The 25,160-nt window shown below is 33.4% G+C and carries 22 protein-coding genes; 1 reads left to right on the top strand and 21 read right to left on the bottom strand.

Features of this window, described 5'->3' with window-relative positions; genetic code table 11:
• Positions 1–68: 68 nt before the first annotated feature.
• The 13 genes from ACYIAL_RS00175 to ACYIAL_RS00235 all read right to left on the bottom strand — a co-directional run bounded on the left by ACYIAL_RS00175 (position 69) and on the right by ACYIAL_RS00235 (position 14,099).
• Complete coding sequence (locus tag ACYIAL_RS00175; protein ID WP_483750623.1) at positions 69–530, bottom strand: A24 family peptidase; 462 nt, start codon at positions 528–530, stop codon at positions 69–71.
• 540 nt (positions 531–1,070) lie between these two features.
• Positions 1,071–3,086, bottom strand: a complete 2,016-nt coding sequence (locus tag ACYIAL_RS00180) for a TadE/TadG family type IV pilus assembly protein (protein WP_483750624.1) — start codon at positions 3,084–3,086, stop codon at positions 1,071–1,073.
• A gap of 26 nt (positions 3,087–3,112) precedes the next feature.
• Positions 3,113–3,868 (bottom strand): tight adherence pilus pseudopilin TadF, encoded by a 756-nt coding sequence (tadF, locus tag ACYIAL_RS00185; RefSeq protein ID WP_174796035.1) that lies wholly within the window; start codon positions 3,866–3,868, stop codon positions 3,113–3,115.
• A 3-nt stretch (positions 3,869–3,871) separates the two neighbouring features.
• The gene (locus tag ACYIAL_RS00190) at positions 3,872–4,360 is read right to left on the bottom strand and encodes a TadE/TadG family type IV pilus assembly protein (RefSeq protein WP_174796034.1); all 489 of its coding nucleotides are present in this window, start codon (positions 4,358–4,360) and stop codon (positions 3,872–3,874) included.
• 33 nt (positions 4,361–4,393) lie between these two features.
• Complete coding sequence (locus ACYIAL_RS00195; protein ID WP_483750625.1) at positions 4,394–5,557, bottom strand: CpaE/TadZ family protein; 1,164 nt, start codon at positions 5,555–5,557, stop codon at positions 4,394–4,396.
• An 18-nt stretch (positions 5,558–5,575) separates the two neighbouring features.
• Positions 5,576–6,979, bottom strand: a complete 1,404-nt coding sequence (locus ACYIAL_RS00200) for a type II and III secretion system protein family protein (RefSeq protein ID WP_174796032.1) — start codon at positions 6,977–6,979, stop codon at positions 5,576–5,578.
• Between the two features lie 26 nt (positions 6,980–7,005).
• Positions 7,006–7,884, bottom strand: coding sequence for a CpaB family protein (locus ACYIAL_RS00205; protein ID WP_174796031.1), 879 nt, complete (start codon positions 7,882–7,884; stop codon positions 7,006–7,008).
• A gap of 44 nt (positions 7,885–7,928) precedes the next feature.
• Positions 7,929–9,275, bottom strand: a complete 1,347-nt coding sequence (locus ACYIAL_RS00210) for a tetratricopeptide repeat protein (protein WP_483748036.1) — start codon at positions 9,273–9,275, stop codon at positions 7,929–7,931.
• Between the two features lie 82 nt (positions 9,276–9,357).
• On the bottom strand, positions 9,358–10,230 hold the full coding sequence (locus ACYIAL_RS00215; RefSeq protein WP_174796029.1) for a type II secretion system F family protein: 873 nt from the start codon (positions 10,228–10,230) through the stop codon (positions 9,358–9,360).
• A 3-nt stretch (positions 10,231–10,233) separates the two neighbouring features.
• A complete protein-coding gene (locus ACYIAL_RS00220) occupies positions 10,234–11,082 on the bottom strand; it encodes a type II secretion system F family protein (RefSeq protein ID WP_483750626.1) in 849 nt (282 codons plus the stop codon).
• A gap of 74 nt (positions 11,083–11,156) precedes the next feature.
• Positions 11,157–12,476 (bottom strand): TadA family conjugal transfer-associated ATPase, encoded by a 1,320-nt coding sequence (locus tag ACYIAL_RS00225; protein WP_202984915.1) that lies wholly within the window; start codon positions 12,474–12,476, stop codon positions 11,157–11,159.
• A gap of 204 nt (positions 12,477–12,680) precedes the next feature.
• A complete protein-coding gene (locus tag ACYIAL_RS00230) occupies positions 12,681–12,947 on the bottom strand; it encodes a Flp family type IVb pilin (protein ID WP_483750627.1) in 267 nt (88 codons plus the stop codon).
• A 930-nt stretch (positions 12,948–13,877) separates the two neighbouring features.
• Positions 13,878–14,099, bottom strand: a complete 222-nt coding sequence (locus ACYIAL_RS00235) for a Flp family type IVb pilin (protein ID WP_174796027.1) — start codon at positions 14,097–14,099, stop codon at positions 13,878–13,880.
• 299 nt (positions 14,100–14,398) lie between these two features.
• Between ACYIAL_RS00235 and ACYIAL_RS00240 the strand changes: the two genes are divergently transcribed.
• Entirely contained in the window at positions 14,399–15,997 is a 1,599-nt protein-coding gene (locus tag ACYIAL_RS00240) for a phosphoethanolamine transferase (RefSeq protein ID WP_174796026.1), read from the top strand.
• A 914-nt stretch (positions 15,998–16,911) separates the two neighbouring features.
• Here ACYIAL_RS00240 and ACYIAL_RS00245 read toward each other — a convergent pair.
• The 8 genes from ACYIAL_RS00245 to cmk all read right to left on the bottom strand — a co-directional run bounded on the left by ACYIAL_RS00245 (position 16,912) and on the right by cmk (position 25,159).
• Positions 16,912–17,604 (bottom strand): DUF2461 domain-containing protein, encoded by a 693-nt coding sequence (locus ACYIAL_RS00245; protein ID WP_174796025.1) that lies wholly within the window; start codon positions 17,602–17,604, stop codon positions 16,912–16,914.
• A gap of 3 nt (positions 17,605–17,607) precedes the next feature.
• Positions 17,608–18,372, bottom strand: a complete 765-nt coding sequence (gene kdsB / locus ACYIAL_RS00250; RefSeq protein ID WP_483750628.1) for a 3-deoxy-manno-octulosonate cytidylyltransferase — start codon at positions 18,370–18,372, stop codon at positions 17,608–17,610.
• A 17-nt stretch (positions 18,373–18,389) separates the two neighbouring features.
• Positions 18,390–18,575 (bottom strand): Trm112 family protein, encoded by a 186-nt coding sequence (locus ACYIAL_RS00255; RefSeq protein ID WP_483750629.1) that lies wholly within the window; start codon positions 18,573–18,575, stop codon positions 18,390–18,392.
• Between the two features lie 3 nt (positions 18,576–18,578).
• A complete protein-coding gene (gene lpxK / locus ACYIAL_RS00260) occupies positions 18,579–19,586 on the bottom strand; it encodes a tetraacyldisaccharide 4'-kinase (protein WP_483750630.1) in 1,008 nt (335 codons plus the stop codon).
• Between the two features lie 101 nt (positions 19,587–19,687).
• Complete coding sequence (locus tag ACYIAL_RS00265; protein WP_483750631.1) at positions 19,688–21,991, bottom strand: DNA internalization-related competence protein ComEC/Rec2; 2,304 nt, start codon at positions 21,989–21,991, stop codon at positions 19,688–19,690.
• Between the two features lie 304 nt (positions 21,992–22,295).
• A complete protein-coding gene (gene ihfB / locus ACYIAL_RS00270) occupies positions 22,296–22,586 on the bottom strand; it encodes an integration host factor subunit beta (protein WP_065638907.1) in 291 nt (96 codons plus the stop codon).
• 98 nt (positions 22,587–22,684) lie between these two features.
• Positions 22,685–24,367, bottom strand: coding sequence for a 30S ribosomal protein S1 (gene rpsA / locus ACYIAL_RS00275; RefSeq protein ID WP_160431020.1), 1,683 nt, complete (start codon positions 24,365–24,367; stop codon positions 22,685–22,687).
• A 111-nt stretch (positions 24,368–24,478) separates the two neighbouring features.
• Positions 24,479–25,159 (bottom strand): (d)CMP kinase, encoded by a 681-nt coding sequence (gene cmk, locus ACYIAL_RS00280; protein ID WP_483750632.1) that lies wholly within the window; start codon positions 25,157–25,159, stop codon positions 24,479–24,481.
• Position 25,160: the final 1 nt, after the last annotated feature.

The raw sequence follows: 25,160 nt of genomic DNA on the forward strand, positions 1-25,160 counted from the left end.
TTAGCTGGGAAACATTAATGTTTATGAGAAGTCCACTTATATTAAAAATGGCAATGGCAAATTAATTATTAAAAAATGACCTTAAATAGTGTGATTGATGAAATTAAAAAATAGCTCGCACTAATTGCAATCCCATAAGGTAAGGTAACACCATTTTCTGGTTTTTTTATGTGTTTATATATAATTGCGATGATTGCCATAGGTAGCCCAAAGAGTGTGATTATCATCAAAAAAGACAGGACGCTGCTGCCTGATGGAATAGAGATTAAAAGTACAGTAATTAATTTTATATCCCCTGCACCAACAAATCGACAATAAAACATAAAAAAACCACAGATTAAAAATATGCCCGATGCACTATAGTTTAGTTGACCATCTCCAAAAATAAAATTCAAAATAGTAAGGATGAATATTATGCCAACAATATAATTTGAAATCGTGCGGCGTGTTAAATCAGTATAACAAGAAACCAACAAGCATCCCCAAATTAGTAACAAAATAATATCATTAATTAATCCATGACTAATCATTATTTTCCTTGCCTCTGAACGTGATCTTTACTATAAAATTTTTCATTGCATCTACAAAAAAATGCATCCCAATCGCAGGTTTCCAATTTCTTATTCCAATCATTTAGTCAAATTTACATCCACCACCATACCAAAGACTTGTCATTCATCATACCAATAAAATTGATACTCTTTATCGCCATCAAGCTTAACAAAATTACCTTCGTAGTTTCTAAATGTTGCTACGTTACGTACAAGATATTTCTAAAAGCACCATCAATAATATTCCATATTAGCAATTTTTCATCTTTAGTACTGGCAATACATCCAGAATATTGGAAATAAAGTCGAATATCACTATCTTTTTTACGCCGACTCTAAATGATTACTTCTCCCATACCATAAACTTAATCTAATGCATCTAAAAAAGCGGTAAAAGTATTCCCACCAAAGAACTGTAAATAGTACAGCCCCCCCCCTAAACCTCTCAAGTTTAATAATCCGCATTCCTGATTTTATCGTTATACAACAGCATAGAACCGCTATTCACGAATGATAGCCTTATTCTAAAGTCCTAGAATCATCTTTGATAACAAAATTTCCGGTCTCTGTCTGAATAATTTTTGTCATTGTATCAAGTAATGTCTGATAATCTTGAGCCTCATGTAAATATTGTACATTACCATTCATACACTTAGTGAACCATTTGCCGTATATTGCTTCATATTGAGCATCTGTTGACAAATTATTTGCCTCTGGATTGAGCATTATATAGTGGATCGCCGCCGTTTTAGCCACCCTCGCAATAAGACCTTTGTCTCTATTGTCTGACGAAGTTAACCCGCTAGTTATTGCTTGGCAAATACCTTTATCCAAAAATTGATCTCTAAGAATATCGGCCCCAGCATCATCTTTGCCATCAGTAATAATAATTATCAATTTATTATCAGCGGTACTACTTGCCATTATGGGAACAGTCCGTAACAGTGCAGTCATTGTATCTGTTCCTCCTCCTGGTTGCCAATTTCCATGCTCCATATACCTGAGTAATTTTCTATTGTGATCTTTATCGGAACTAAAAGGAACTAAATAAGGGGATAATTTAAATGTCCCGATATGCCTTGAGGCTTCTTGATACCTTTGGACATTAGAATTCATATTAATCACTCTTTCACTCATAATACCATTATTATATAAAGGGGATTGGCACATTCCCAAAAATGGTGAAAAATCACTACTCGCTGGCGAAATCGGTCGATTAAATGTTATCGTTTTCCCATCCATTCCCTCAAATAATTCATTAATTGTACCGTCTACATCAACTGTTTTAGTATTAGCAAATGAATAATGCACATCATTAAAATTTCCCGAAAACATATAGTTATACAGTTGAACTACCTTACCATATTGTTCTTTAACAATGTTTTTATTTCGACTGCTTAATGGGTAATCAGGATTATTTTCACCACAAGCAAATTTTGCATTTCCCATATTAATCTGTTCACTAGGAGATCGACTTCGACACAATCCTCCACTCACTAAAGCTCCATCACTATAAAGTCCTTTTGCAGGTCCAATTATTTGTGAATAATAACGATAATTAAAATAGTCTAAATAATAATAAACGGTGTTCTTGAATTTATTGAAATAGTCATAGGATGAATAATCATCTTTACCTTCATTATCTTTATCTATAGTAATCGCCCCATTTGTTTTTAAGCTACTCCATTTTCCATATGCAATATTTTTATTGGCCCAAAAATTATAATCAATTTTGTCTTTGCCATAAGGTGGCTTCATTTTGTACATAACCGAACAACCATAGCTCTCTCCATCAGCAGGGTTTGCTGTATTTTGCTTAACAGGTACGCCAATGTCATAAGGAACCAATGCAAACTTAGTTGAATCTCCATTAAACCTCTTAATAATGCCAATTATTGCATTATTCATATATTCGAGACGTTGCTGACCAGCGTCTATAGCTTCGGAGTAACTGTTACAATTTGGGTTGTCTACCGATTGATATTTGCACGTTACTGAACCTGAAAAATCGGCGACAAATGCGATATCATATGCATCAAAACGCTGAAATTTTTTTGTATTACCGTAACTTTCCGTATTACCTTCAATCGGTATAGATAGATTTAACACATCATCTTTTTTATTATTTTTATCACTACTAGTTAGGGAATTAGATTTTTGTGCATAAACAACACTATATACTCCTGATCTTTCGCTATATTCTATATTGATAGTAGCACCACTTTCTTTTGATAAATTGTCACTAATTTTTTGATCGGTAAAATAATTAATATAGTTCAATGCCATTTTACGATTTTGTTCAATTGCTTCATTGCCAACATTTTTATTGTCTAAAGCTATAATGGCTAACGAGGCTTCGTTTGTTGCTTCAGAGAGCCGAGCACGATTACGCATTGTTTCGGCATAATTTATTGAAACTAACATACAAATAAATAGAGTAGGAAGCATAATCGCAAAGCTTACAGCAACAGCTCCTGAAGTACACTTAAAAAAAGATTTATTATCATTCATTTGGTTATACTTATTATTGCTCATGTATAATCCTCTAAAAAGCATGTTGATTAGCGATGATAAATTGGGCAAGCAGTCTCATCAACGTTCAAAATATCATTACAGCGAGACAACACTACAATGTTACTACATAAATTTGGTAAAGTATCCGTGGATTGTCTGTTTGAGTTGAGCCATTTTAAATAAAGGCTCTCTTCGTTAACAATACATATACTAACGCGATATAAAGGAATCCAACGTCCTGCTAACCCACTTGTAGGGTCGGCAATTCTTGGAACATACGGAGTAAGTTTTGAATAGTTATAGAGTGAATTTGAACGATTATTGATGCTGGGTAACGAGGTAAAATAGTTTCTTATTCCATTATTACAGTTACCAGAAGGGCAAGATTCAGCGCTTAACGCGACAAGCTCAGCCCTTTCCAAGCTCGCAGGGTGAGCAACATCTTGAAAAATAAATAAACCATCTATTTTTAAAGCAACATCACGTCCATTTAGTAATGAACTCGCTATTTGACTGAGTTTTTTCGCTTGAGTATTATCAAACAGCTCATAGGATTGAAAGCAGGGGTTAGAATTACCGCATAATGAAAAATCAGAACCATTTATAGCAGGAAACAAAGATGATCTTTCGCGAAAAATTGATGCTACTGCATAATTCGCTCGCTCCAATCTATTTTGTAGCATGATGGTACTATATACATCATAGATAATGAATACGATAACCGAAAACAAACCGAGACACGCTGCAAACTCTATGGAAAGTATGCCGTTTTTATTGTGCAAAAAATTACCAGAAAATTTCATTTTTTAATCCGTTTCTCTATGTTCAATTGGATAAAACTCACGGTACACAATTGTTTTCTTTTTCAAAGAAGAGTCAATTATACGACTAAATAGTTCGGAAAAAATGGCGTAATAATGATACTCCAAATCAAATACTAATATGTGAGTATTATCGCTGAGAGCGTCTTGACACTTATTCTCTATTGCTTCTTCTATTGTTTCACAATAAGTTAGTGTTATATCTAATTCTTCTCCATTAGTCAAATAGGGCCACATCGGTACTTCAAGTAAAGCGAAATGGTTGACCACTTCGTCATAATCATTGTATTCATAAAGTGAAGTTTTTTTTGTTATCTCTGTAACCATTAAATCCAAAGACGAACCAATAGCCATAATTCGACTAAATTCAAGTACAAACAAAAACAGAACACCCAAATAAGGAACAACGATTGCAGCTTCTATTGAAACACTTGCTCTCTTTTGACGAAACAACAATTTCCAATATTTCAACATAATTTTTGCCCTACTCTATTATTATATAAAGGGTTAATCTTTCTTTTTCTTAAATATTGAAAAAGATGTTTTTGATTTACTTTTTTTGATTTTTTTATTACCAATAATAGCTGAAGCTATTTCTTTAATTTCACTGTTATTATGTGCTTTTTTAAATTTATCCATCCTTGGGATAAATTTACGTGTAAAATCAATACTTCGGCCTAAAAACTCTTCAATATCATTATCTCGTAAAGCATTTTTTTTATCATAAGGAAGATTATCATTTAAACAAACCAAAAAGCGCTTATTTAATAAATCTGAATTTTGTGTGGTTGCTCTGGAAATTTCATCTAGCATTTTTTTAGCCACTTTAATAGAGAAAGGATCCCGATTTGTTACGATAAAAACGATATTTGAAAGTGTAATCATCTCTTCAAAATGCTTAAATGAAGATGATAATCCCATATTTTGATCAATAACAGTAATGTTGAATTGTCCAGAATTCAAATCATCATATTTCCAAATCTTATCGCTAGATTCAACTTTTACTTGTAAAGAAAATTCAACATCAACTATTGAACCATCTTGGGGAATAGGCATTTCAAATAAAAAATCAGCATTAGGGCTAGTTGTTGCACCTTGAACATAGAGAAGAGGATAATTAGTTAACAAACTGATATGTTTTAGTGTATGAACCGCTAATGATGATGTGCCAATTCCGCCTTTACAACCTAAAAATGTAATAATGCTACCAACCCTTTGGCTTGAACCTTGTGGTGTCAAACTCTTTGAATGTAAAATAGAAGGGATTTTCTCCAATTGACCTTCTTCTAATAAGAAATGTATTCCTTTTCTTAGTAATAATTCAGAAAATTGGATTGAATCATGGCTACCAACGAGTATGGTTGATGTTTTAATTGGAATACAACGATTAACATTTTCTGATAATAACTCAGCATCATCTTCATCTTGGATATCTAGAATAATTGCATCGTACTTGTTCCAACGTGGCTCCTCTTTTAATTCAGATAAGTCTAACGAGATGATCTCCATACTTAATACATTGTAGAGAAAAAGTATAGAACGAATATTTTCAATCAATTCACTTCTTTTGCTTAAAATAGCAACGTGAAAACCAGAAATACGCCCAACCACAAATTCTTGTGAAAGTTCTTTTGATATATCTTTATCTTTTTTATTACCAAATAATTGCATAAGAATCCCACTAACCTTTTATTCAATAAAACCCATGTCATTAATAAATTTTTCACTCTCGTTAGATATTGGTACTGTTTTGCGTCGTTGTTTATCCATGTTATTTTTAATATTAAAGAAACTATTAATTACATCAGTTCGTTCTAAAATTGGTAACTCTACACTATCAAAACTATTATTAGATGTAACCAAATTAACGGTTGCAAATACGACCATTTCAGTCTTTTCACGGCCTGTCGTTGAGCTACGAGCCAATGCTCCTAAAATTGGAATCTCACTAACAAAAGGAATACGAGATAATGTTTCAGAATCTTGTTCATTAATTAATCCCGCAATAACAAAGCTGTCTCCATCAGATAGGTCTATGGTTGAACTGGTTTTTCGAGTGGATAAAGTGGGAATATTATAGTTATTAAAAGCATACGCTCCTGAAACTGAACTCACTTCATTATTAATAAATAATCTAATCCGTTTATCATTATTTACTTTGGTACTAATATTTAATTTAATACCATACTCTTTATAAGTAACATTAGCATCACCATCTTTATTCTTAGTTACTATGGGAATCTCGCCACCAACTAAAAATGACGCATTTTCACCAGACAGTACAGATAGGTTAGGTTGCGCTAAAATCTTGGCTAAACGGTCATTTTTTATTGCACGAATCATTGTGGTGATATTATGAATATTAAACCCCTTTTTTAGGCCTAATAGGGTAAACTCACCAATATTGTTCATCTCAGATCCACCATTTAGCATACTATCCAAGGTTAAACTTTGCCACTCAATACCCAATGAATCGGTAAATTTTTTGCTGACCTCAACAAAAGTTAATTTTACATTGACCTGATACTCTTCAATTACTCTGATATTATCAATAATATTGTTATAAACATAGTAGTCTTGGAAGGTAAGTTCCCGATTTCCTGACTCGCCTGTTGCTGTACTGCGTATTCGTTCTCCACTTTGCCCAACAAGTGAACCCACAACCGCCATAATTTTACCTTTTGTCGTCGTATCTGGTGTAGTGCCATTTAGTACATAAACAAACCGCCCACTTGGATCACCATTATCATAACGATCTATCGTTACGCTACTATTTGGAAAATTTTGTGCCAATCTATGCGTAATTTGAGATAAAAGCGGATCAACATTAATAGTATCATTAATAATAATGTTATTTGCATCATCATAAACCAGCAAGCTAGTTCTACCATTCGACTTACCATATATAATTAATGATTTACCATCAACAACTTCATAATTTGCTACACTATCTTGACTAATGAAAACAGTACCAACATTTTCAGGCAAAACAATTGTTTTGGTTTGCCCAATCTGTAAATTATGGATATTAGCAAAAGTCAAAGAAGAAAAGCCAATAGATAATAAGCAAACTAGCTGTTTAATTGTATTCATAATTGATTTAACTTTTATTAGCATTCTTAGTTACCTTTTAGCAAATTAATCTGTTTTTTCTTTGAAAAAATAGCTTTATCAGTTAATGGCCAGCTTTTTTCTTTATCACTTAACAAACGTAATCCATCATCAACATTTCTTTTATAAGTACTCGGATACATCATAATCGAAGAATTTGTCATCAATGTTCTTAATAATTTAATTTCTTGATTTGAAAGCTCTAATTGAATTTGACCTGCTTCTTGTTTTTGAAATTTAAAATCAACTCCATCATCTGCATTAATATAGAGAATTTTTTTACCTACAATGATAGGTTTTATCCGATTTTTAACAAAATCATCACTAGGCGAAACGAGTCTATCCGCTTTATAATCTTTATTATTAAACTTCGTTGATTCATCATCACTATAAAATATATAAAGATCAACGAGATCTCCACTCTTTAGATTTTTCACCAAATAAGAATCAATCTGTGCTAATTTGAATGGAAACATATAATTCCCTTCTTTTAGCGCCAGTAGCCTATAATCTTCTGAATTAGGTGAAGCAACAAAGCTATTTTCTATAAGAGTATCTTTTGCAATATTGTTTTTAGCAACATAAGCATCAATTGCTTTCGCATTGGTCACATATTTGGATTTTTCATTAGACTCAATATCGACCTCAATTGATTTAAAATAGTAATAATCTTTAGTCAAGATTGTCTTTTTACTAATATCATTCTTTGCAACAGCCACTGTTATAATTTCTTTTTTTGGTACTTCTATTTTAGGTTCTTCTTTAACTTCAACTTGCGGCTGAACCGGTGGCTCAGCAACAGGTGTAGGTGATGACTTTGTAAACAACAATGCCAGTCCCACAACTAGCATTAATATATACAGAACAATTATTTTTTTCTCTTTCATACAAACTCCATATGATTTTATATTTATTGTTATTTTTTTTGCATTTATTTATTCTCTAAATAAAAATCAAATGCAAAACAGTGGGCTTTACCGTTAGAATTAAGACCTGCATCAAAATCCTTCACTATTGAGTTCTGTTTAGTTTTTATTTGTAGAATTAATGTTTTTTCAGCAGTAAAAGTTCCGGTTACATTGGCAAAATCTCGATCACTACGGGAAATTCGATTAATAATATAATTTATTCCTGCAGTAGGAAGCGTTACATCATAAAATGATAATTTAAATTCCGTTGGCGAGATTTTTTCAATTAAGTATTGCTTTTTGCCTAATTGATTAACTGTTTCGAAAGTGATTCTGCTGAATTTACCGTGTTCGCCTGATCGAACAGCTAAAATAGTCGACGAAGCCATCGCCTGATTGACTTGATTATTTTGTTTAGATGTAGATGGATTAGTATCCCTGCCAGAATTAGTTACAGCGGCTTGTCGAGGAGCAATTTTCTGATCAGTTTCTGTTTCTAATTTGGCTACATTTGATAATTTAGCACTAATTTCTGACTTAGCGGTAGTTTGTGAATTAGTTTCTTTTTTAGGTTTAACTGCGGTATCTTTTTTGGATACTTGCTGTGAGGCTATTTTTTCAGTCGTATAGCGCTTTTGATTATCACTTTGTGCTGGTGTAATCTCATTAAATTTAATCGCATCAACTGGTTCTATCTGTTTTAATTCTTGAATCAGGATTTCTGGATCATTAGATAATCGATGCCTTAAACAGAATGTTTTAGCTAATTGCATTTTATTTAATTTCACCAACGTGTAAAGCAAGTTGTGAAGAATAGTTTGATCACGATATCCTTTTGTATATAAAATATTTAGGTGCTTATAAGCTTCATTATAGTCTTTATTCAAAATTGATAGCATTGCTAGGTTATTTGTGACTTTGTTTTCATCATAAAAGTTTTCTCTAGCTAGGCTGAATGAATAACGTGCAGCATCATATTGTTTCTTTTTCAGCAAAACGATACCTTTTATATTATATGCTTCACCATTTTTACGATTGATTGCAATTGCTTTATCTAAATATTCTAATGCTGTGTCATTATTCCCCATTTTAGATTCAACATGAGCATACAAAGCAAAAAGATTATCATTCTTACTTTTATTTAAAACAGGGGTTAATGTTCTTTTTGCTGCTTCAAAATCATTAGAAAGGTAATAAACTTGAGCAAGTTTATATCTTGTATCCTCGATATCAGAACGTTGTAAGCGTTGTTTATAAAGCTCAATTAAGCCGCCGTAATTTTTTGTTGTTTCATGAATATAAATCTTTTGTTGCTCATTCAAATCGTATCTGACGGTACTGTTTTGACATCCAACAGCAACAAACAACATTGAACATACCACAATAAATTTTGGTTTTATTAACCTTCTTGGTTTACAGTATATTGAAAAATAGTTCATTATCTCTACATCCCTATCTATTACTTAATGTTGATATAATATTCATGACAATAGGTCCTGTAATAATCACAAGAACAGGCGCTAAGAAAAATCCCATCATCGGTAATGTCATTTTGGCTGCAATAGCAGCAATTTTTTCTTCTATTGTTAATTTTTGTATCTCTCTAATTTCAGAAGATAATTCTAATAATGCCTCATAAATTGAGTTTCCATAACTAATACTTCTCTTTAACGTAACACAAAACATTCTGATTTCTTTGCAAGGTACTTCTCGCTGAATCAAATCAATTGAGAGTTCGATACCATTAACATCCATCATTAAACAAGCCCTTTCTAAGATAGCTGCCACGTCTCTATTAATTGGTTTCACTCTCGTGCTTAAGTACCTAAAACCATTTTCAACTGTCATGCCTGATTTAACCATAATTGCCATCATATCAATGATCAGTGGTAAGTCTCGTGAAATTCTTCTGATTTTTTTAGCTGTTTGTATTTTTAACAGCCTATCGGGCACAATAATGACCACAATAATAATAAAAACTAAAACAATCAATAAGATATTTGAATCAATTATAACCAATGAAAAGATTTGATTTACAAGATAAAAAAATGAAAATCCAATAACAACAGCGTAAATCTTCCAACTATTTTGTTCTTGAAAGCGACGCAAAAAACTTAAACTTACACTATTTTTTGCCGCAATTTTTTCAAAAGCAACATTCTTTTGGTTAATATGTTTTTTAGTTATTTTCTTTTCTTTATTCTCGCTATTTAAAAGTAAACTGAGTTTTTCCTTTCTTTGATACAGTAAATAGGAGTTTATCAACTCTCTACTGCCGATATAGATTAAAATAATTGGGATTATTATATTTAGTAAACTAATCATAATTTAAATGATCTTGCTAATCATCCCCTTGATAATGATAAGACCAATAACCACGCTACCAACAACATAATACAAAATATAGTGACCAACTGTTGTATTAACCAAATAATCATAATTTGCCTGTGAAACTAATTTAAGTATAAAGATAAAAGCAAAAGGCATACACCCTAATATTGTCATCGTCATTCTTAATTCCGCTGTTTTACCATCTCTGGTTTTAGTTAAAATTCGATTGCTGGCTAGCATTTTAGCTAATCGACTCAAGACTTCCTTTAATTCTCCCCCACTATCAAGATTAACCATTACCGTTAAAATAAAAAAATAATATTCTGGAAAAGGGAGTCGTTGATAAGAGTTTATTAAAACTCCCTCAATGTTATCACCGATTTCTATTCGGCTATCCACTTCTCTCATTGTTTTACCTACAATACCACTAATTGAATCTCCACATGTTTTAAAACTTGTTGTTATTGCACCACCCGATGATACAACACCTGAAATAACATTTATTGCTTCGGGGAATGTTTCGTAAAATTCTTTTTTCAACTTCCGCTTTTTAATAACAACATTTAGAACAACTGTGGCAACAGCACTAATTGGAATTACAATATAGCTATCATAATGGAGGTACTTTTCATTCAATATGATGCCCGCAACCGTACCTGCTAAAATATAAATAAGCAACCGAGTTTTCGATTGCCCCATTATAAGCAGATTGTGATAGGAGCTAATCATTACTTTAAAATCAAAGCTGATTCTATCCCAAAAAGATTGTTTCTGTCGGGATAGTTGGTTTTCAACCAAACTAGATAATGATGTATTCTTCACTTCGACATTATGAAAAATTTGCAATCGTATTCTACGACGACGCAATACCCACATATTTATAATAGAGACGAGAATAAGTACAACTGAAAGGATGAAAATCATACTTTGAGCCCTACTGCGTTTAACATTAGCTTTTCTAATACGTCTGACATTTCATAATATTGAGCGCTTTCATAAAGTGCAGAGCGTTTAACCAGCCCATTACAGACAAATTCACCTTGAATCTTACCTTGTTCGTTTCTATCATCATGAATTTTAAATTTAAACACATCATGAGTAACAATATTTTCAGACTCTAAACCCATAATTTCAGTAATACTCATTACTTTACGTTGCCCATCTGGAAGGCGAGAAACCTGAATGATAAAATTAACCGAAGAAGCAATATAGTGCCTAATTGCAACCATCGGCAATTCAGGCTGAGCCATAATAATCATGCTTTCTAGGCGAGATAATGCATCTTTAGCCGTGTTGGCGTGTAGTGTAGACATTGAGCCATTGTGTCCAGTATTCATGGCTTGAAGCATTTCATATGCCTCTTCACCACGACACTCCCCTAAAATAATTCGGTCTGGCCTCATCCGTAGTGCGTTAACTAATAGATTTTGCATAGTTATTCTTCCGCGACCATCTTCTCCGCCTACTTTTGTTTCCATTCTAACCACATGGTCTTGTTGTAGTCTTAATTCGGCAGCATCTTCAAGCGTAACAGTACGTTCATGCTCACCAATAAATCCAGATAATGCATTTAGCATTGTGGTTTTACCCGAACCCGTTCCACCGGAAATAATAATGTTCATCCGACAACGCGCCGCAATGACTAAAAAGTTAGCCATGTCTTCGTTTAAAGAACCATAGTTGATTAAATCATGGAATGTGCGACGACCAGCACCGAATTTACGAATTGACATCGAGGTGCCATCAATAGCAATTGGTGGAATAACAACATTAAGCCGGCTACCATCCGGCATCCGAGAATCAACTAACGGGTGCGACTCATCGATATTTTTGCCTACTTTGTTAACTAAGCGTCTTGCAATATCAAGTAGCTGGCGTTCGCTAATAAAAAATTTATCCGTTTTGCTAAGGACTCCTCCCCGCTCAACATAAATACTATAAGGACCATTAACCAAAATATCGCTGACAGTTTCATCTTTCATTAATGAATCAATTGGACCATAACCAATGATTTCATCACAAATCATACCAGCCAATACATTGGATTCATCAGTTGAAATATAAGCGTTACCTGAATTAGCGATATCCCTAATCACATTTTGCACTTCACGTTGAATTTTAGTTGGTTCATTCTTTAACTGCTCAATAAGTTCCAAATCAAGGACTTGAAAAACTAAATCACGAACTTTACTCCATTCTTCAGGAAACTTAAATCGTTCATTAACCATAGTGCTTTTCATTAATAACTGATCGTAAATTAACAAAAGCTACTAGAAACCGATAAACAGTTCTAGTAACTTTTACTTGTAAGAATAACGACAATAATCTATACCAAGATAGATCCCTAAGGGATTTTAACTATTAAAACGACGATTATATTCTAATTATCTACCGATAATAACCGTCCTTATAAAAGTAAAATATCCCTTGAACGCCATAATTACTTATGGGCTTGGAGTACCAGGTGTACCACCAGGTGTACCACTAATAGCTGCACCTATTGTGCTTGTTAATTTATTTTTTAATGAACTAAATACACTTTGTAACATATCATGGACAGGACCACTATCACCTTTAAAGATAGCTAATACAACAGCAGCAACACCAGCTGCAACAATTGCATATTCGATCGCAGTTACACCTTGTTCACTTTTAACAAATTTGCCCAAGGCGTTTCTTACTTGAGCATGAACTGCTGATAAATACATCATAATTTTCTCCTTAAATATTTCTTACATTTTTTATTTAATTGATTTACCTTCTTATCGAAAGCTTAAACATTATACATATATAAATTTAAAATAGCTAATTATTCATCAAAAAATTTCAATTAACCACCATTTAAAAATTGATTATAATCAATAATGTGAAAAAAAATGATTACTAAACATACCTTTATTTCAGATTGATATTTAAACTAAAAATTTGTGTGAATATATCAGTATAAATAAAGGCAAAATTCGTTTGCTTTCGGTTTAGCTGTAGAATACATAGCATTTTAATGTTTTAGAAAAACACGATGTTGTTTACACTTTATAATTAAAATAATCCTCTAAAACTCATAAGGCGTTTTTCCAAAACACCACTTAATTTGGTGTTTCCGGTTTATTGAATCAATAGATATTTGCTGAATATGCTCCATTTCCATTTAAAGAGTGAATTACTCTTTCTGCTTGTCCACTTATTTGAGGAATGACGGAGTTATTGAATATTTGGTTTATGCGATAAAAATCACATGCGTTAATAACTTGATGCTCTCGTATTTCTTGATATGACCTCATTATCAAAATAAATACACTCTTGTTTGCCGTTTAGCTTGTCGCCTTCATTTATTTTCTATGGTTTTTTCAAATTTAATTGGAAAATTGAGATCATAATTTATTGTTTAATAGCGTTCATTTTTACTATTCGATGAAATAAACTCCCGTTATCTGGCTTTTCTAGTCTGTTACAAATTGTCTAGCTATTGACCAAAACCTTTTTGCTAAATCAATAGCCCATATTTTTCATTATGATGTAATCATCTATATATTGCCAGTAACAAGAAAGTGTTAGATTAATTTTTTAACAAATATTAATCTAACAACAATTAGCAACTTCATACCTATTTCGTTTAATAAACTATATAATAAAGGCCGTCATTACCAACTAGCAATTACGGCTAATTTATCTTTTAAGGACGAAAATACACTATTAAACATATCGTATACCAAAAAACCTTGTTGTCCTTTAAATATCGTTAATACCATTGTTGTAATTCCAGCCGATATAATCGCATATTCAATTGCTGATACACCTTGCTTATTTTGCACAAATTTAGCAAGAAAAGAGCCAACTAGAATATTCACTGCAGATATCATCACATTTTCTCCATACCATATTGTTTATAATTGTTATATCAATGAATTGTTTTTTATTTTAATATCTTTTTTTATTCTAATAACAAATTGAATAAAATTCAAGCTAATAGTGTATTTTACATAAACTATTGTTTGCCAAATATCATCCAACTATATTTATTTTATTATAGCTATATTGTTTTATAATAAAGTTCTTTAATAGTTGAAATAAAAGCTGATTCAGTATATAACTATTTAAATAAAACAATTGGTTATTCTAATTTGAAAATATGTCAAAAATATAATAAAGGTAAGGTAATATAATGAAATTATTTGGAGCTAAAAAAAATTGGTCTTCTCTTATTTTACTGTTGGTTTATATCATCCTTAGTGCTATTTTAGCTTATGTATATTTTACAAAATCCGGTTATGCGTATGAAAAGTTCGTGTTTAAGGAACTGTTTCTGTATATTATCTTAACAACAACATTATGTTTTATTGTACTTGTGCATATCGGTCTTTGTAGCCGTCACTATTTTATTATTGCCCTTAGCACACTATTTCTATTTCTATTTTTGTCCGAAATAAGTTATTCCATCTATTACGGACAAATAATATCAGATGGCGTGCTTGACTCTATTGTAGAGACTAATTCTCATGAAGCATTGTCAATGTCTAAACAAGTTTTAATCATAACAGGACCCGCATTTATTGCGACTTTTCTTATTTTATTTATCTTTAGAAAAGTAGTTTCTGTTAAATTTAGACCACTAATCCCCTTAACAGTTTATCTACTTATCTTAGTAATTATTTGTACTATGGCTCCCGCCTCAATCACAAAAAATGAAATTAAACTAGGACATTATAAAAATAGTGCAGATATAGTTCGTAGGTTTTATCCCGCTGCATTGGGTAATTTATCCTATCTTCTGGTTAGTTATACATCAACAGATATCTATTCAAATATTCATGAAATTGAAAAATTTAATGAAGCTGTTCTTTTACCGCCTAACAAATCCGATAAAGACTTGATCGTATTTATCATGGGCGAATCTTCTTTAGTAACCCGTTATAGCGCCTATGGTTATCATAAGCAAACGACTCCTTTTATGACCAATATTTTTAGTCAAAATGGAGGATGTATTATCCAAAATAGCCACTCTACAGCAGCTTTTACTAGGGATTCTATACCAATGACACTTTCATTCAGTGTACCCGAAAGTAGTGATAATTTATTTAATAATAAATCGATTATTGAAATGGCTAAGTTTAATCATTACAAAACCTATTGGCTAGCTTCGATTGCGCAGGAAATTCAAGGTTCATTTAATACTAAATTTGGTTTTATCGCACGTAAAAGTGATGTTGTCTCCTTTAGTGACAAAAAATATGATATTAGTTTGAGTCAGCTATTAGAAGCAACCCTACAAAACGATAATTCACCGAAAAAATTTATTTTTGTCCATTTGCGTGGTAGCCATAAACCCTATGAAAATTATGATGAAGTTGATAAGCAGGCTTTACCTGACGTCGAAGAATATGATCTGACTATTCATCATACCGATCGTACAATTAAGGCCTTGTATGATGTTATCAATAAATATAGTGATAATTATACTGTGATTTATACCTCGGATCATGGTGAGATTGTTAATGTAGGGCACGGTATAGGAAACAATCCTGACCAGTTTTTAATTCCATTTATGTTTACATCAACTAATCACCACTATGACTGCCAATTTATCGAATCGTTTCGAGGATCAACAGGTTATTTAAGTGGGCTGATGAATAAATATATTTTATCTATTCTATTAGGATACAATATTGATCAAACTATTCTTGAGAAAGAAAAAAGTAATGATCGAGTATTTATGCCAGACGGTAATGTCATGCCTTTTTTAGAAGTGCTTAACAAGCACTAATCCTTTACTTAATATGTTGAGTAACAAACTGCGAATATCGACGCAATAGCATTAAAGAGGGGCTAGCTTGTTAGCGTTGTCAAAAAAGATAAATAACCTAACAAATACCCCTGTTTTTGCTATTACATGCTTGTCTCGTTTATTTTCAATAGTAGACTTAGTTGAGAATGTGGATAATTTTCCAGTAAGGCTTACGCATTATTAACAGTGAGCCTAACGACTTAAATTACCCATCACTAATAGCCTAGTAAGAACAGGTTATTGATAACATAAATCACGTTTAGGTATATCAAACTTGTGGGCACATTTTCTGTGATTAGAGATATAACGTTTCGGCAAGAACTTTAAGTCAACTGTTGAAAGAACTCGTCTTGCGAAAATATGTTGTAGGAAAACGCTGGGCTGTTTACACTTGACGATTAAGCTAATCCTCTAAAAATGCATAAGGCTTTTTAGCTGAAATCGCTTTATACAGTTTAACTACATTGTAGAAGTTAATATTTTTTCTATTTTTTGAATCTTCAAATATTTGCTGATTATGCCATATCACAATTAAGGTACATATCACGCTTTTTGTTTTACCATCCGTTTTTGGACTCGCTGGTTTCGTGAATTTTGTTAAATTGTTTACATCCATTTCAATATTAATACCTTTACCACTATGTATTCTTTTTTGGTTTTATATGCCAGTATAGGAAACATAATGCGTTTTATAGTAAAGGAGGGGATTGAAGCCACCTATAAAATCATGTTTTTTGCTAGTTTGTGTTGAAACATAATTTATTATAAATGGTGTAAAAGAATTAATATTAAATTTTCCAAATAGTTAATATCAAAACATCATTTAAATATGTAAAAATATAATTCTAAAACGCAATAGTGATAAATTAAACATTACTGCTACTCAAAGTAAATTACAGTTTTGGTATATTTTTGATCATTTCCACTCGCATTAAATAATCATAAAGCGGGACTAATTGTTTAAATCCTTTCATTAATTTGTTGGGCAAATCGCTACTTAACACATCTTCAATATGCTCACTTGTTACCATAACAGCAAGATTTTTGCGGTTATACCATGTTGCTATTTTTGCATCTTGCTCTTTGATTAACGGTCGTTTATAACTTTCACCAACAAGCTCAAATGGTTTTTTAACGCAATGCGTCATCGCTAAAAACTTCTTAGTATCATTACGAATTTCTTCTCGAAAAATATCCATCGTTTGTTTTGATGAACAATAATAACCAAGTCCATATTGATAACTACTTGGGCTAATTTCAAAAAAGTAAGCGGGTGCTTCTTTCCAATCTCGATTGGGTCGTTTAAAGGTCAACCATAAGCGACTACGATAAAGTGATTTATCATTTGAAAAACGAGTATCACGATGAATACGTGAAATCGTTTTACCAATTGCGGGGCGAGTTTCGAACCATTTATCAATTTTAAGCATCTCTGGTGCTAGTTGCTCAACCAAAAGCCTAAAGGGTTTAACTAAATCGTTATCATAAATAGCGCGATGTTGTTCAAACCAAGGTTTGCTGTTATTTATCCAAGCATCTTGCAAAAAATTAAGCCCTGCTTGTGTAAAACCAGTGAAGTTTGCCATTGCTTACCCCTTAAATAATGCTCTTACTTTTTCTAAATCTTCTAGCGTATCAACCCCTATTGCAGGTGGCTGTTTTGCCACTGCAACATGAATTTTTTCACCGTACCAAATTACCCTAAGTTGTTCTAACATCTCAATTTGCTCAAGTGAAGATGGCGCCCAGTTGATATACTGACGAATAAAGCCAGCACGATAAGCATAAATACCAATATGACGAAGATAAAAGTCACCAATACTGGATTGTTTTAATAGATCAACCGATTTAGCAAAACGATCTCGTTCCCAAGGAATCGTAGCACGAGAAAAATAAAGCGCATATCCATCTTTGTCGGTCACAACTTTAACTGCACCGGTATTAAATGCTTCTTCAACAGAAGCAATAGGCACCGCTAATGTTGCCATTCCGGTTTTATATTGCACCAAGTTTTCAGCCACTTGATCAATAATAACGGGTGGAATTAAAGGTTCATCCCCCTGTACATTGACAATGATTTCATCATTAGCAAACTGATAAGCATTAATGACCTCTGCTAACCTTTCAGTACCAGAATTATGCTTGTCACTAGTAAGAATGACTTCACCGCCATACTCCTTGACTACGTCAAAAACTCGCTGATGATCTGTTGCAATAATCACTCGAGTGGCTGACGATTTTTTTGCTTGCTCCATCACTCGAACAATCATAGGTTTACCATGAATATCCGCTAGCGGTTTAGCTGGCAAACGACTTGAAGCATACCTAGCAGGAATAATAACTGAAAAATTCATAATTAATACCTTAACTCTTATTCTTGAACAGGCTGTGATTGATTAAGTGGCTTTGCTTCAATTTCTAGCAATACAGGAATGTTATCTTTGATTGCATAAACTAGATTATCCGCTTGGCAAATTAACTGCTGATTGTTGGCATCATATTGTAGTTGCCCATGGCACTTAGGACAAGCAAGTGCACTTAATAAGATTTCTTTCATGTTTTATTCTCTCTGAGATTTTGTCTTGGCTAATAACAAACAGATCTGATCAACCGCCTCTACAGGTATTACCGCATCAATGGGTAGATACCACCAATTTTTCTGGGCAAATTGCCTACATTTAACGGCGTCTTTTTCAGTCATTAAAAGTGTTTGTTCACTATTTGCGACATTGTTTAATAACGATAAAGTAAATTTTTGGTGATCGGCAAAAGAAGCAGTTTTAACCACATCCACTTGCATTTTAATCAACATATCAAAAAAACGTTGCGGGTGACTAATACCCGCAATAGCACAAATATTTTGCAGCGAAGATAATGCTTTTTGTTCTTTAGTAAGCAAATTTACTGCATACAGTGGTGCTAATTGCATTGTGAAAGTTTTTTTTGAGTATTGCTGAGTTAAATGATTTACACTATCACCATTTATGATAATCAAATCAACTGATTTTAATCGACTTTCTCGTTCTCTCATTGGCCCTGCAGGCATCCACCATCCATTACCAAATAAGCGCTTTCCATCAACCACTACGACCTCAATGTCACGCGCTAATGCATAATGTTGCAAGCCATCATCGGTCAAAATAACATCTAACTCATACTGCTTTAATAATGCTTGAACAGCTTCAGGGCGATGAGGCGATACAGCAACAGGTACATTAGTACGTTGAAAAATAAGTACCGGCTCGTCACCAGCTTGTTCGGTTGTGGTTGTATTATCTAAAATAACCGGATAGCTATCAGCCTTGCCACCATACCCCCGCGAAACAACGCCAACTTGTAATCCTTTTTGTTTTAACGATTCAATTAAACCAACAACCAGTGGTGTTTTGCCATTACCACCAACGGATAAATTGCCAATAACGATAATAGGTACAGGAGAGCGCCAAGATTTGAAAATACCTAATCGATACAAAGAGCGACGAATAAAAGCAATCAAACCATATAATAAAGAAAATGGTATGAACAACCAAAATAATCGATTTTTACCATACCACAGTTTTTCAATCATAACTTTAACATCACTTAATTACATTCAGTAAAATTGTTTTATCTTTTAATGTCGACATAACAATTATTAAAATGGTTGCCTATAGCAAACGATAGCCTATTTTACTCATAAATTGGTAAACTACCAAACCAATCATGATACCATCTAGGTTTAATTTCGCCTCGCATGTTTTTTAACTCCCAAGTGTGTTTATTAAAAAATAGACTTATTTGACCAGTTCTAGCAGTAACATAATAATCCAAGCGTAAATCTTGATACCGCGTTATTACCTTATTGGAAGGCAGTTTCCAAGGGTTATAACGAGATGTTGACGCCAACGATTTTAGTGGTTTAACATGGTTTAAAAATGCATAACTTGACGAAGTACTACTACCATGATGCGGAATTTGTAAGATTGTGGATGCTAACTGATTTCGATATTTTGTAATTAACTGATACTCCTGATTACGCTCTAAATCCCCAGTTAATAATACAGAAAAGTGCCCATCGGTTACTTGTATTACACAAGAGTCCTCATTTTGGGCATATTTTACCAACTTATTAGGCCACAATATATTAAATGTCAGATCGTTCCAATTAATACGATTATCGGCTAAACAGGGATAGTTATTATTTAAATCAGAAGAAGAACTCATTAACCATGCCTTAGGGTAAACTTGTTGAAGCAATTTTAAACCTCCAACATGATCATTATGTTGATGACTAATAATAATGCCCTGTACATTCAAATTATGCCATTGCAAAAAAGGAATAATGACCCTTTCCATAGCTGAACTTGTTTCCCAGTTGGCTCCGGTATCATACAAAATGGCTGACTTGCCATCATGAATAACAATTGCCAAGCCATGACCAACATCTAACATATCTAACCGCCAACGATAGTGTTGCTGTTTGAAAAATGGTGTGACTAATATCGCCAAAATGGCTAACAAAGTAATACTAAAGTGGTGCCAAATCCCAGTGCGCATTATAACTACACCTAACCAGCCTAAAAGACTTAACCAATAAAATTCTGAAGGAATGTTAAGCCATAACCAATTAAGCCAATTTAAACTAAAAAATAACCATTGCAAAGATTTATCAGCAATCAACCAAAACCACAATGCGATGGAAAAACAGTTGATAATACTAAATATTAGTGCCAGTAAAACAGAAGGAAAAGTAAATAACGAAATAACAGGAATCGCAATCAAATTGGTTAAAATTGAAACCGCACTAACACCCTGAAAAACTAAAAATTGAATGGGAAGTAACAACAAGGTTAACCCAAACTGTAAATGCAATAACCTAAGTACATACCAACGCTTTTTGTTCTTTACTGCTTTAGGGAGTGGCAACCAATCAAACAAAAAAATTAAGCTAATTACCGCATAGCAAGATAACCAAAAACTTTCAGATAAAATCATCAACGGATCAAACAGTAATAATAACGCAATAATTCGATTAACTTTTTGCCATGCACTTATATGATGTTTTGTATAACGTAAATAAATCCAAATTGATAAAGCCAGTATAGCGCGCAATGTAGGGGGATTGAAACCCGTTAACCATGCATAAAAAAGAGCGCATAACCACCCTATAATAATCGGCACAAAAAAATAGATAAAGCGCTTTGGAATAAAAAATAGTAACACTTTAACCATAAAACAGCTCAGGCCAAAAACCACTAAAATATGCATACCCGATATAGCCATTAAATGGGCGATGCCTGTTTGCTTCATCACCACACGATGAGAGTCATCTAATTGAGATCGATCACCAAAAGCAAGGGCATACAAGATACCTCGATAACGAAACAAATCAATGTAAGATAGTGCTGAATCAGTAATAAATTGTCTTAGATCAGATTTACTATCTACTAGTTTGGCATCAATTAATTTAGCTGATAGCAAACTTCGGTTTGCTATCGAAAAGCGCTGGCTATCAAATCCGCCTTCATTTAAATAGCTATGCACAACTTTCGTTTTTAGTGTTAATTGCCAAATTTGTCCCGATTTTGGGAGGTCTGACTTATCCCAATAAACCGAAATCGGAATACTATTAGGCAGCATAACATCTGAAATAGAAAAAACAGAACATGACAAATAATAAGGATCAATTGCTGTTTGTCGTGTATTTATATTTACTATTTTGGCTTTAACAACAAGCTGTTTATCAATATAAGGCGAAATACTCGATAAATATTGTTTAGAATATGCCGTAGACCATAAAAAACCTAAACCCAATACAATAAAAATAGACAAAATATTGTGTAACTTAACTGGAACAACCAGCATCAACATGATCAAGATTATGGCAATACCATACCACAACCAATCAGATAATAAGTATGGCAAAAACAATAATGGCAAGCAGCCTAGCGAAAACATGATAGCCAATAAATCAAGGGAATAAAATTGCCGCATTAGTGCCCGCCATATTTATTTTCAACCAATAGCCAGCCTATCACTGAATATGCTTAACAAGATAAATGAATTTGATTTTTTCGATCAGTCTTCCAATTTGATCATTAATTTAGATAAAATTAGCTAAAATTTGTTTGTCATGTTCATAATTAAAAAATACAACATAGTTATCGTGTTGATGGATTTTTCATGGACGGATTGGATTAAATAAACGAGAGAGCATTGCTCAATGAATTAGCTTGCTCAAAATAAAAAAGCCAATGATTCGACTCAAAGGCTTTTAATTAAACATAGAATTTAAAGATTATGCGTTTGCAGCTTTGTTTACTCTTTCTCGCAACTCTTTACCTGGTTTAAAGTGAGGAATATATTTATGTTTCACTTCAACACTTCCACCCGTTCTTGGGTTTCTTGCTTTACGTGGAGCACGATAGTTTAAACTAAAACTACCAAAGCCTCGGATTTCTACACGATCGTTGCTTTCCATGGCTAAAGCGATCTGCTCAATAATATCTCTAACAGAATCATCAACTAACTGCACAGGAAGATGTGTGCGCCAATTAACAATTCGTTCTACTAAATCTGATCTGTTCATGGTCACTCCTAATTTATTTATGTGTCATGTAACTTATTCAGTTTATACCATAAAAGAAAAAGAGGGCAAGCCCTCTTTACTCTTTACATAAATATTTTTTACTCAGTTTTTGAAGCGGCTTTAAATGCTTCAGCCATTGCATTAGTGAATGATGCCTCTTCTTGAGTTGCAGTACTATTTACCGCAGCAAGAGCTTCTTTTTCGTCAGCTTCATCTTTTGCACGTACTGATAAAGAAATTGCACGAGATTTACGATCGATATTAACGATTTTAGCTTCAACTTCATCACCAACTTTTAATGCCGTTGTTGCATCTTCAATACGTTCACGAGCGATATCTTGTGCTTTTAAGTAGCCTTCAATACCTTCAGCGATTTCAATAGTCGCACCTTTAGCATCAACTGCTGTTACATTTCCTTTAACAATTGTGCCTTTTTTGAAGTTAGAAGCAAAGCTACTAAATGGATCGTCTTCTAGTTGTTTAACACCTAGAGAGATACGTTCACGTTCAGCATCAACTTGTAACACAACAGCTTCGATATCATCGCCTTTCTTATAAGCTTTAACTGCTTCTTCGCCAGGCATATTCCAAGAGATGTCTGAAAGATGAACTAAACCATCAATACCACCATCTAAGCCAATGAAGATACCAAAATCAGTAATTGATTTGATCTTACCGCTAACTTTATCACCTTTATTGTGTGATTCAGCAAATTGTAACCATGGATTTGGTTTGCATTGTTTAAGACCAAGTGAAATACGACGACGCTCTTCATCAATTTCAAGTACAACCACTTCAACTTCATCACCAAGACTAACAACTTTAGAAGGATGAATATTTTTGTTTGTCCAATCCATTTCAGAAACGTGAACTAAGCCTTCAACACCCGTTTCAATTTCAACAAAACAACCGTAATCAGTTAAGTTAGTTACTTTACCTGTTACTTTAGTACCTTCTGGGTAACGCTTAGCAATTGAAACCCATGGATCTTCGCCTAATTGTTTTAAGCCAAGAGAAACACGTGAACGTTCTTTATCAAATTTAAGTACTTTAACAAGTAATTCTTGACCCACTTCAACCACTTCACTTGGGTGTTTAACACGTTTCCAAGCCATATCAGTGATATGAAGTAAACCATCAACGCCACCAAGATCAACAAATGCACCGTAATCAGTAAGATTTTTGATAATACCTTTAACTTCAGAACCTTCTTGTAGATTTTCAAGAAGTTGTTCTCTTTCTGCACTATTTTCTGATTCAATAACAGCACGACGTGATACAACAACGTTGTTACGTTTTTGATCTAATTTAATAACTTTTAATTCGATTTCTCTATTTTCAATATGAGACGTATCGCGTAATGGACGTACATCTACAAGCGAACCAGGAAGGAACGCACGAACGCCATTAAGATCAACCGTAAAGCCACCTTTAACTTTACCATTGATAACACCTAAAACTGTTGCAGCATCTTCAACTGCTTTTTCTAGAATTAGCCACGCTTCATGACGTTTAGCTTTTTCACGAGATAAGATTGTTTCACCAAAGCCATCTTCAATTGAGTCAAGCACAACATCAACAATGTCGCCGACTTGAACTTCTAATTCGCCTTGGGCATTTTTAAACTGCTCTACTGGAATTGCTGATTCAGATTTTAAACCAGCATCAACTAAAACAACATCTTTGTCGATAGCAACAACAGTACCACGGATAAGATTACCAGAACGAGTGTCTAGTTGATTTAAAGACTCTTCAAAGAGTTGAGCAAAAGATTCAGTCATATTTATATACTTAAATTAATATTAACGTCCACATTACATCATGTCTTGTGGGGTTGTTTAAAATACTCCAAATATCCCTATATTGGAGCTTGATCAACGCTGAAAATAAATTTACAGCGCAAGTTTTTCGTTTATATACTTAATAGATTGATTAAAAACATCTTGAATAGACAGTGATGTGGTATCAATTATTAGCGCATCAATTGCAGGTTTTAGTGGCGCAACAGTTCGATTACGATCGCGCAAATCACGCTCAGTTATCTCCTGCAAAATTTGGGCGAATTTAACATGATTTTGCTTATCTTGCAACTGTTTCATCCGCCTTTCTGCACGAGAGTGTGCACTTGCGTCAAGAAAAATCTTAACAGGCGCATCTCTAAATACCACGCTGCCCATATCACGTCCATCGGCAATCAGTCCCGGCGCTTGCCTAAAGTCACGTTGGCGTTGTAATAAAGCAGCTCTAACTGTATTAATAGCCGCCACTTTTGATGCTGCACCACCTATTTGTTCTGTGCGGATGTCTTTAGTGACATCAATATGATTTAATAGCACCTTAACTTCACAACCATCAGTATTAAACGTTAACGGTAAATTAAGTGCTAATTGCACAAGCTGACTTTCATCTTCGAGAGCAATAGCTTGTTTAATCGCACTAAGTGCTAGCACCCTATAAATAGCGCCAGAATCTAAAAGATGCCATTTAAAATGATTGGCTAACGCTTGGCATAATGTGCCCTTACCAACACCACTTGGTCCATCAACAGCAATAATGGGAACAGGTTTATTCATT

It is taken from the genome of Gilliamella sp. X-57, from assembly GCF_057063565.1.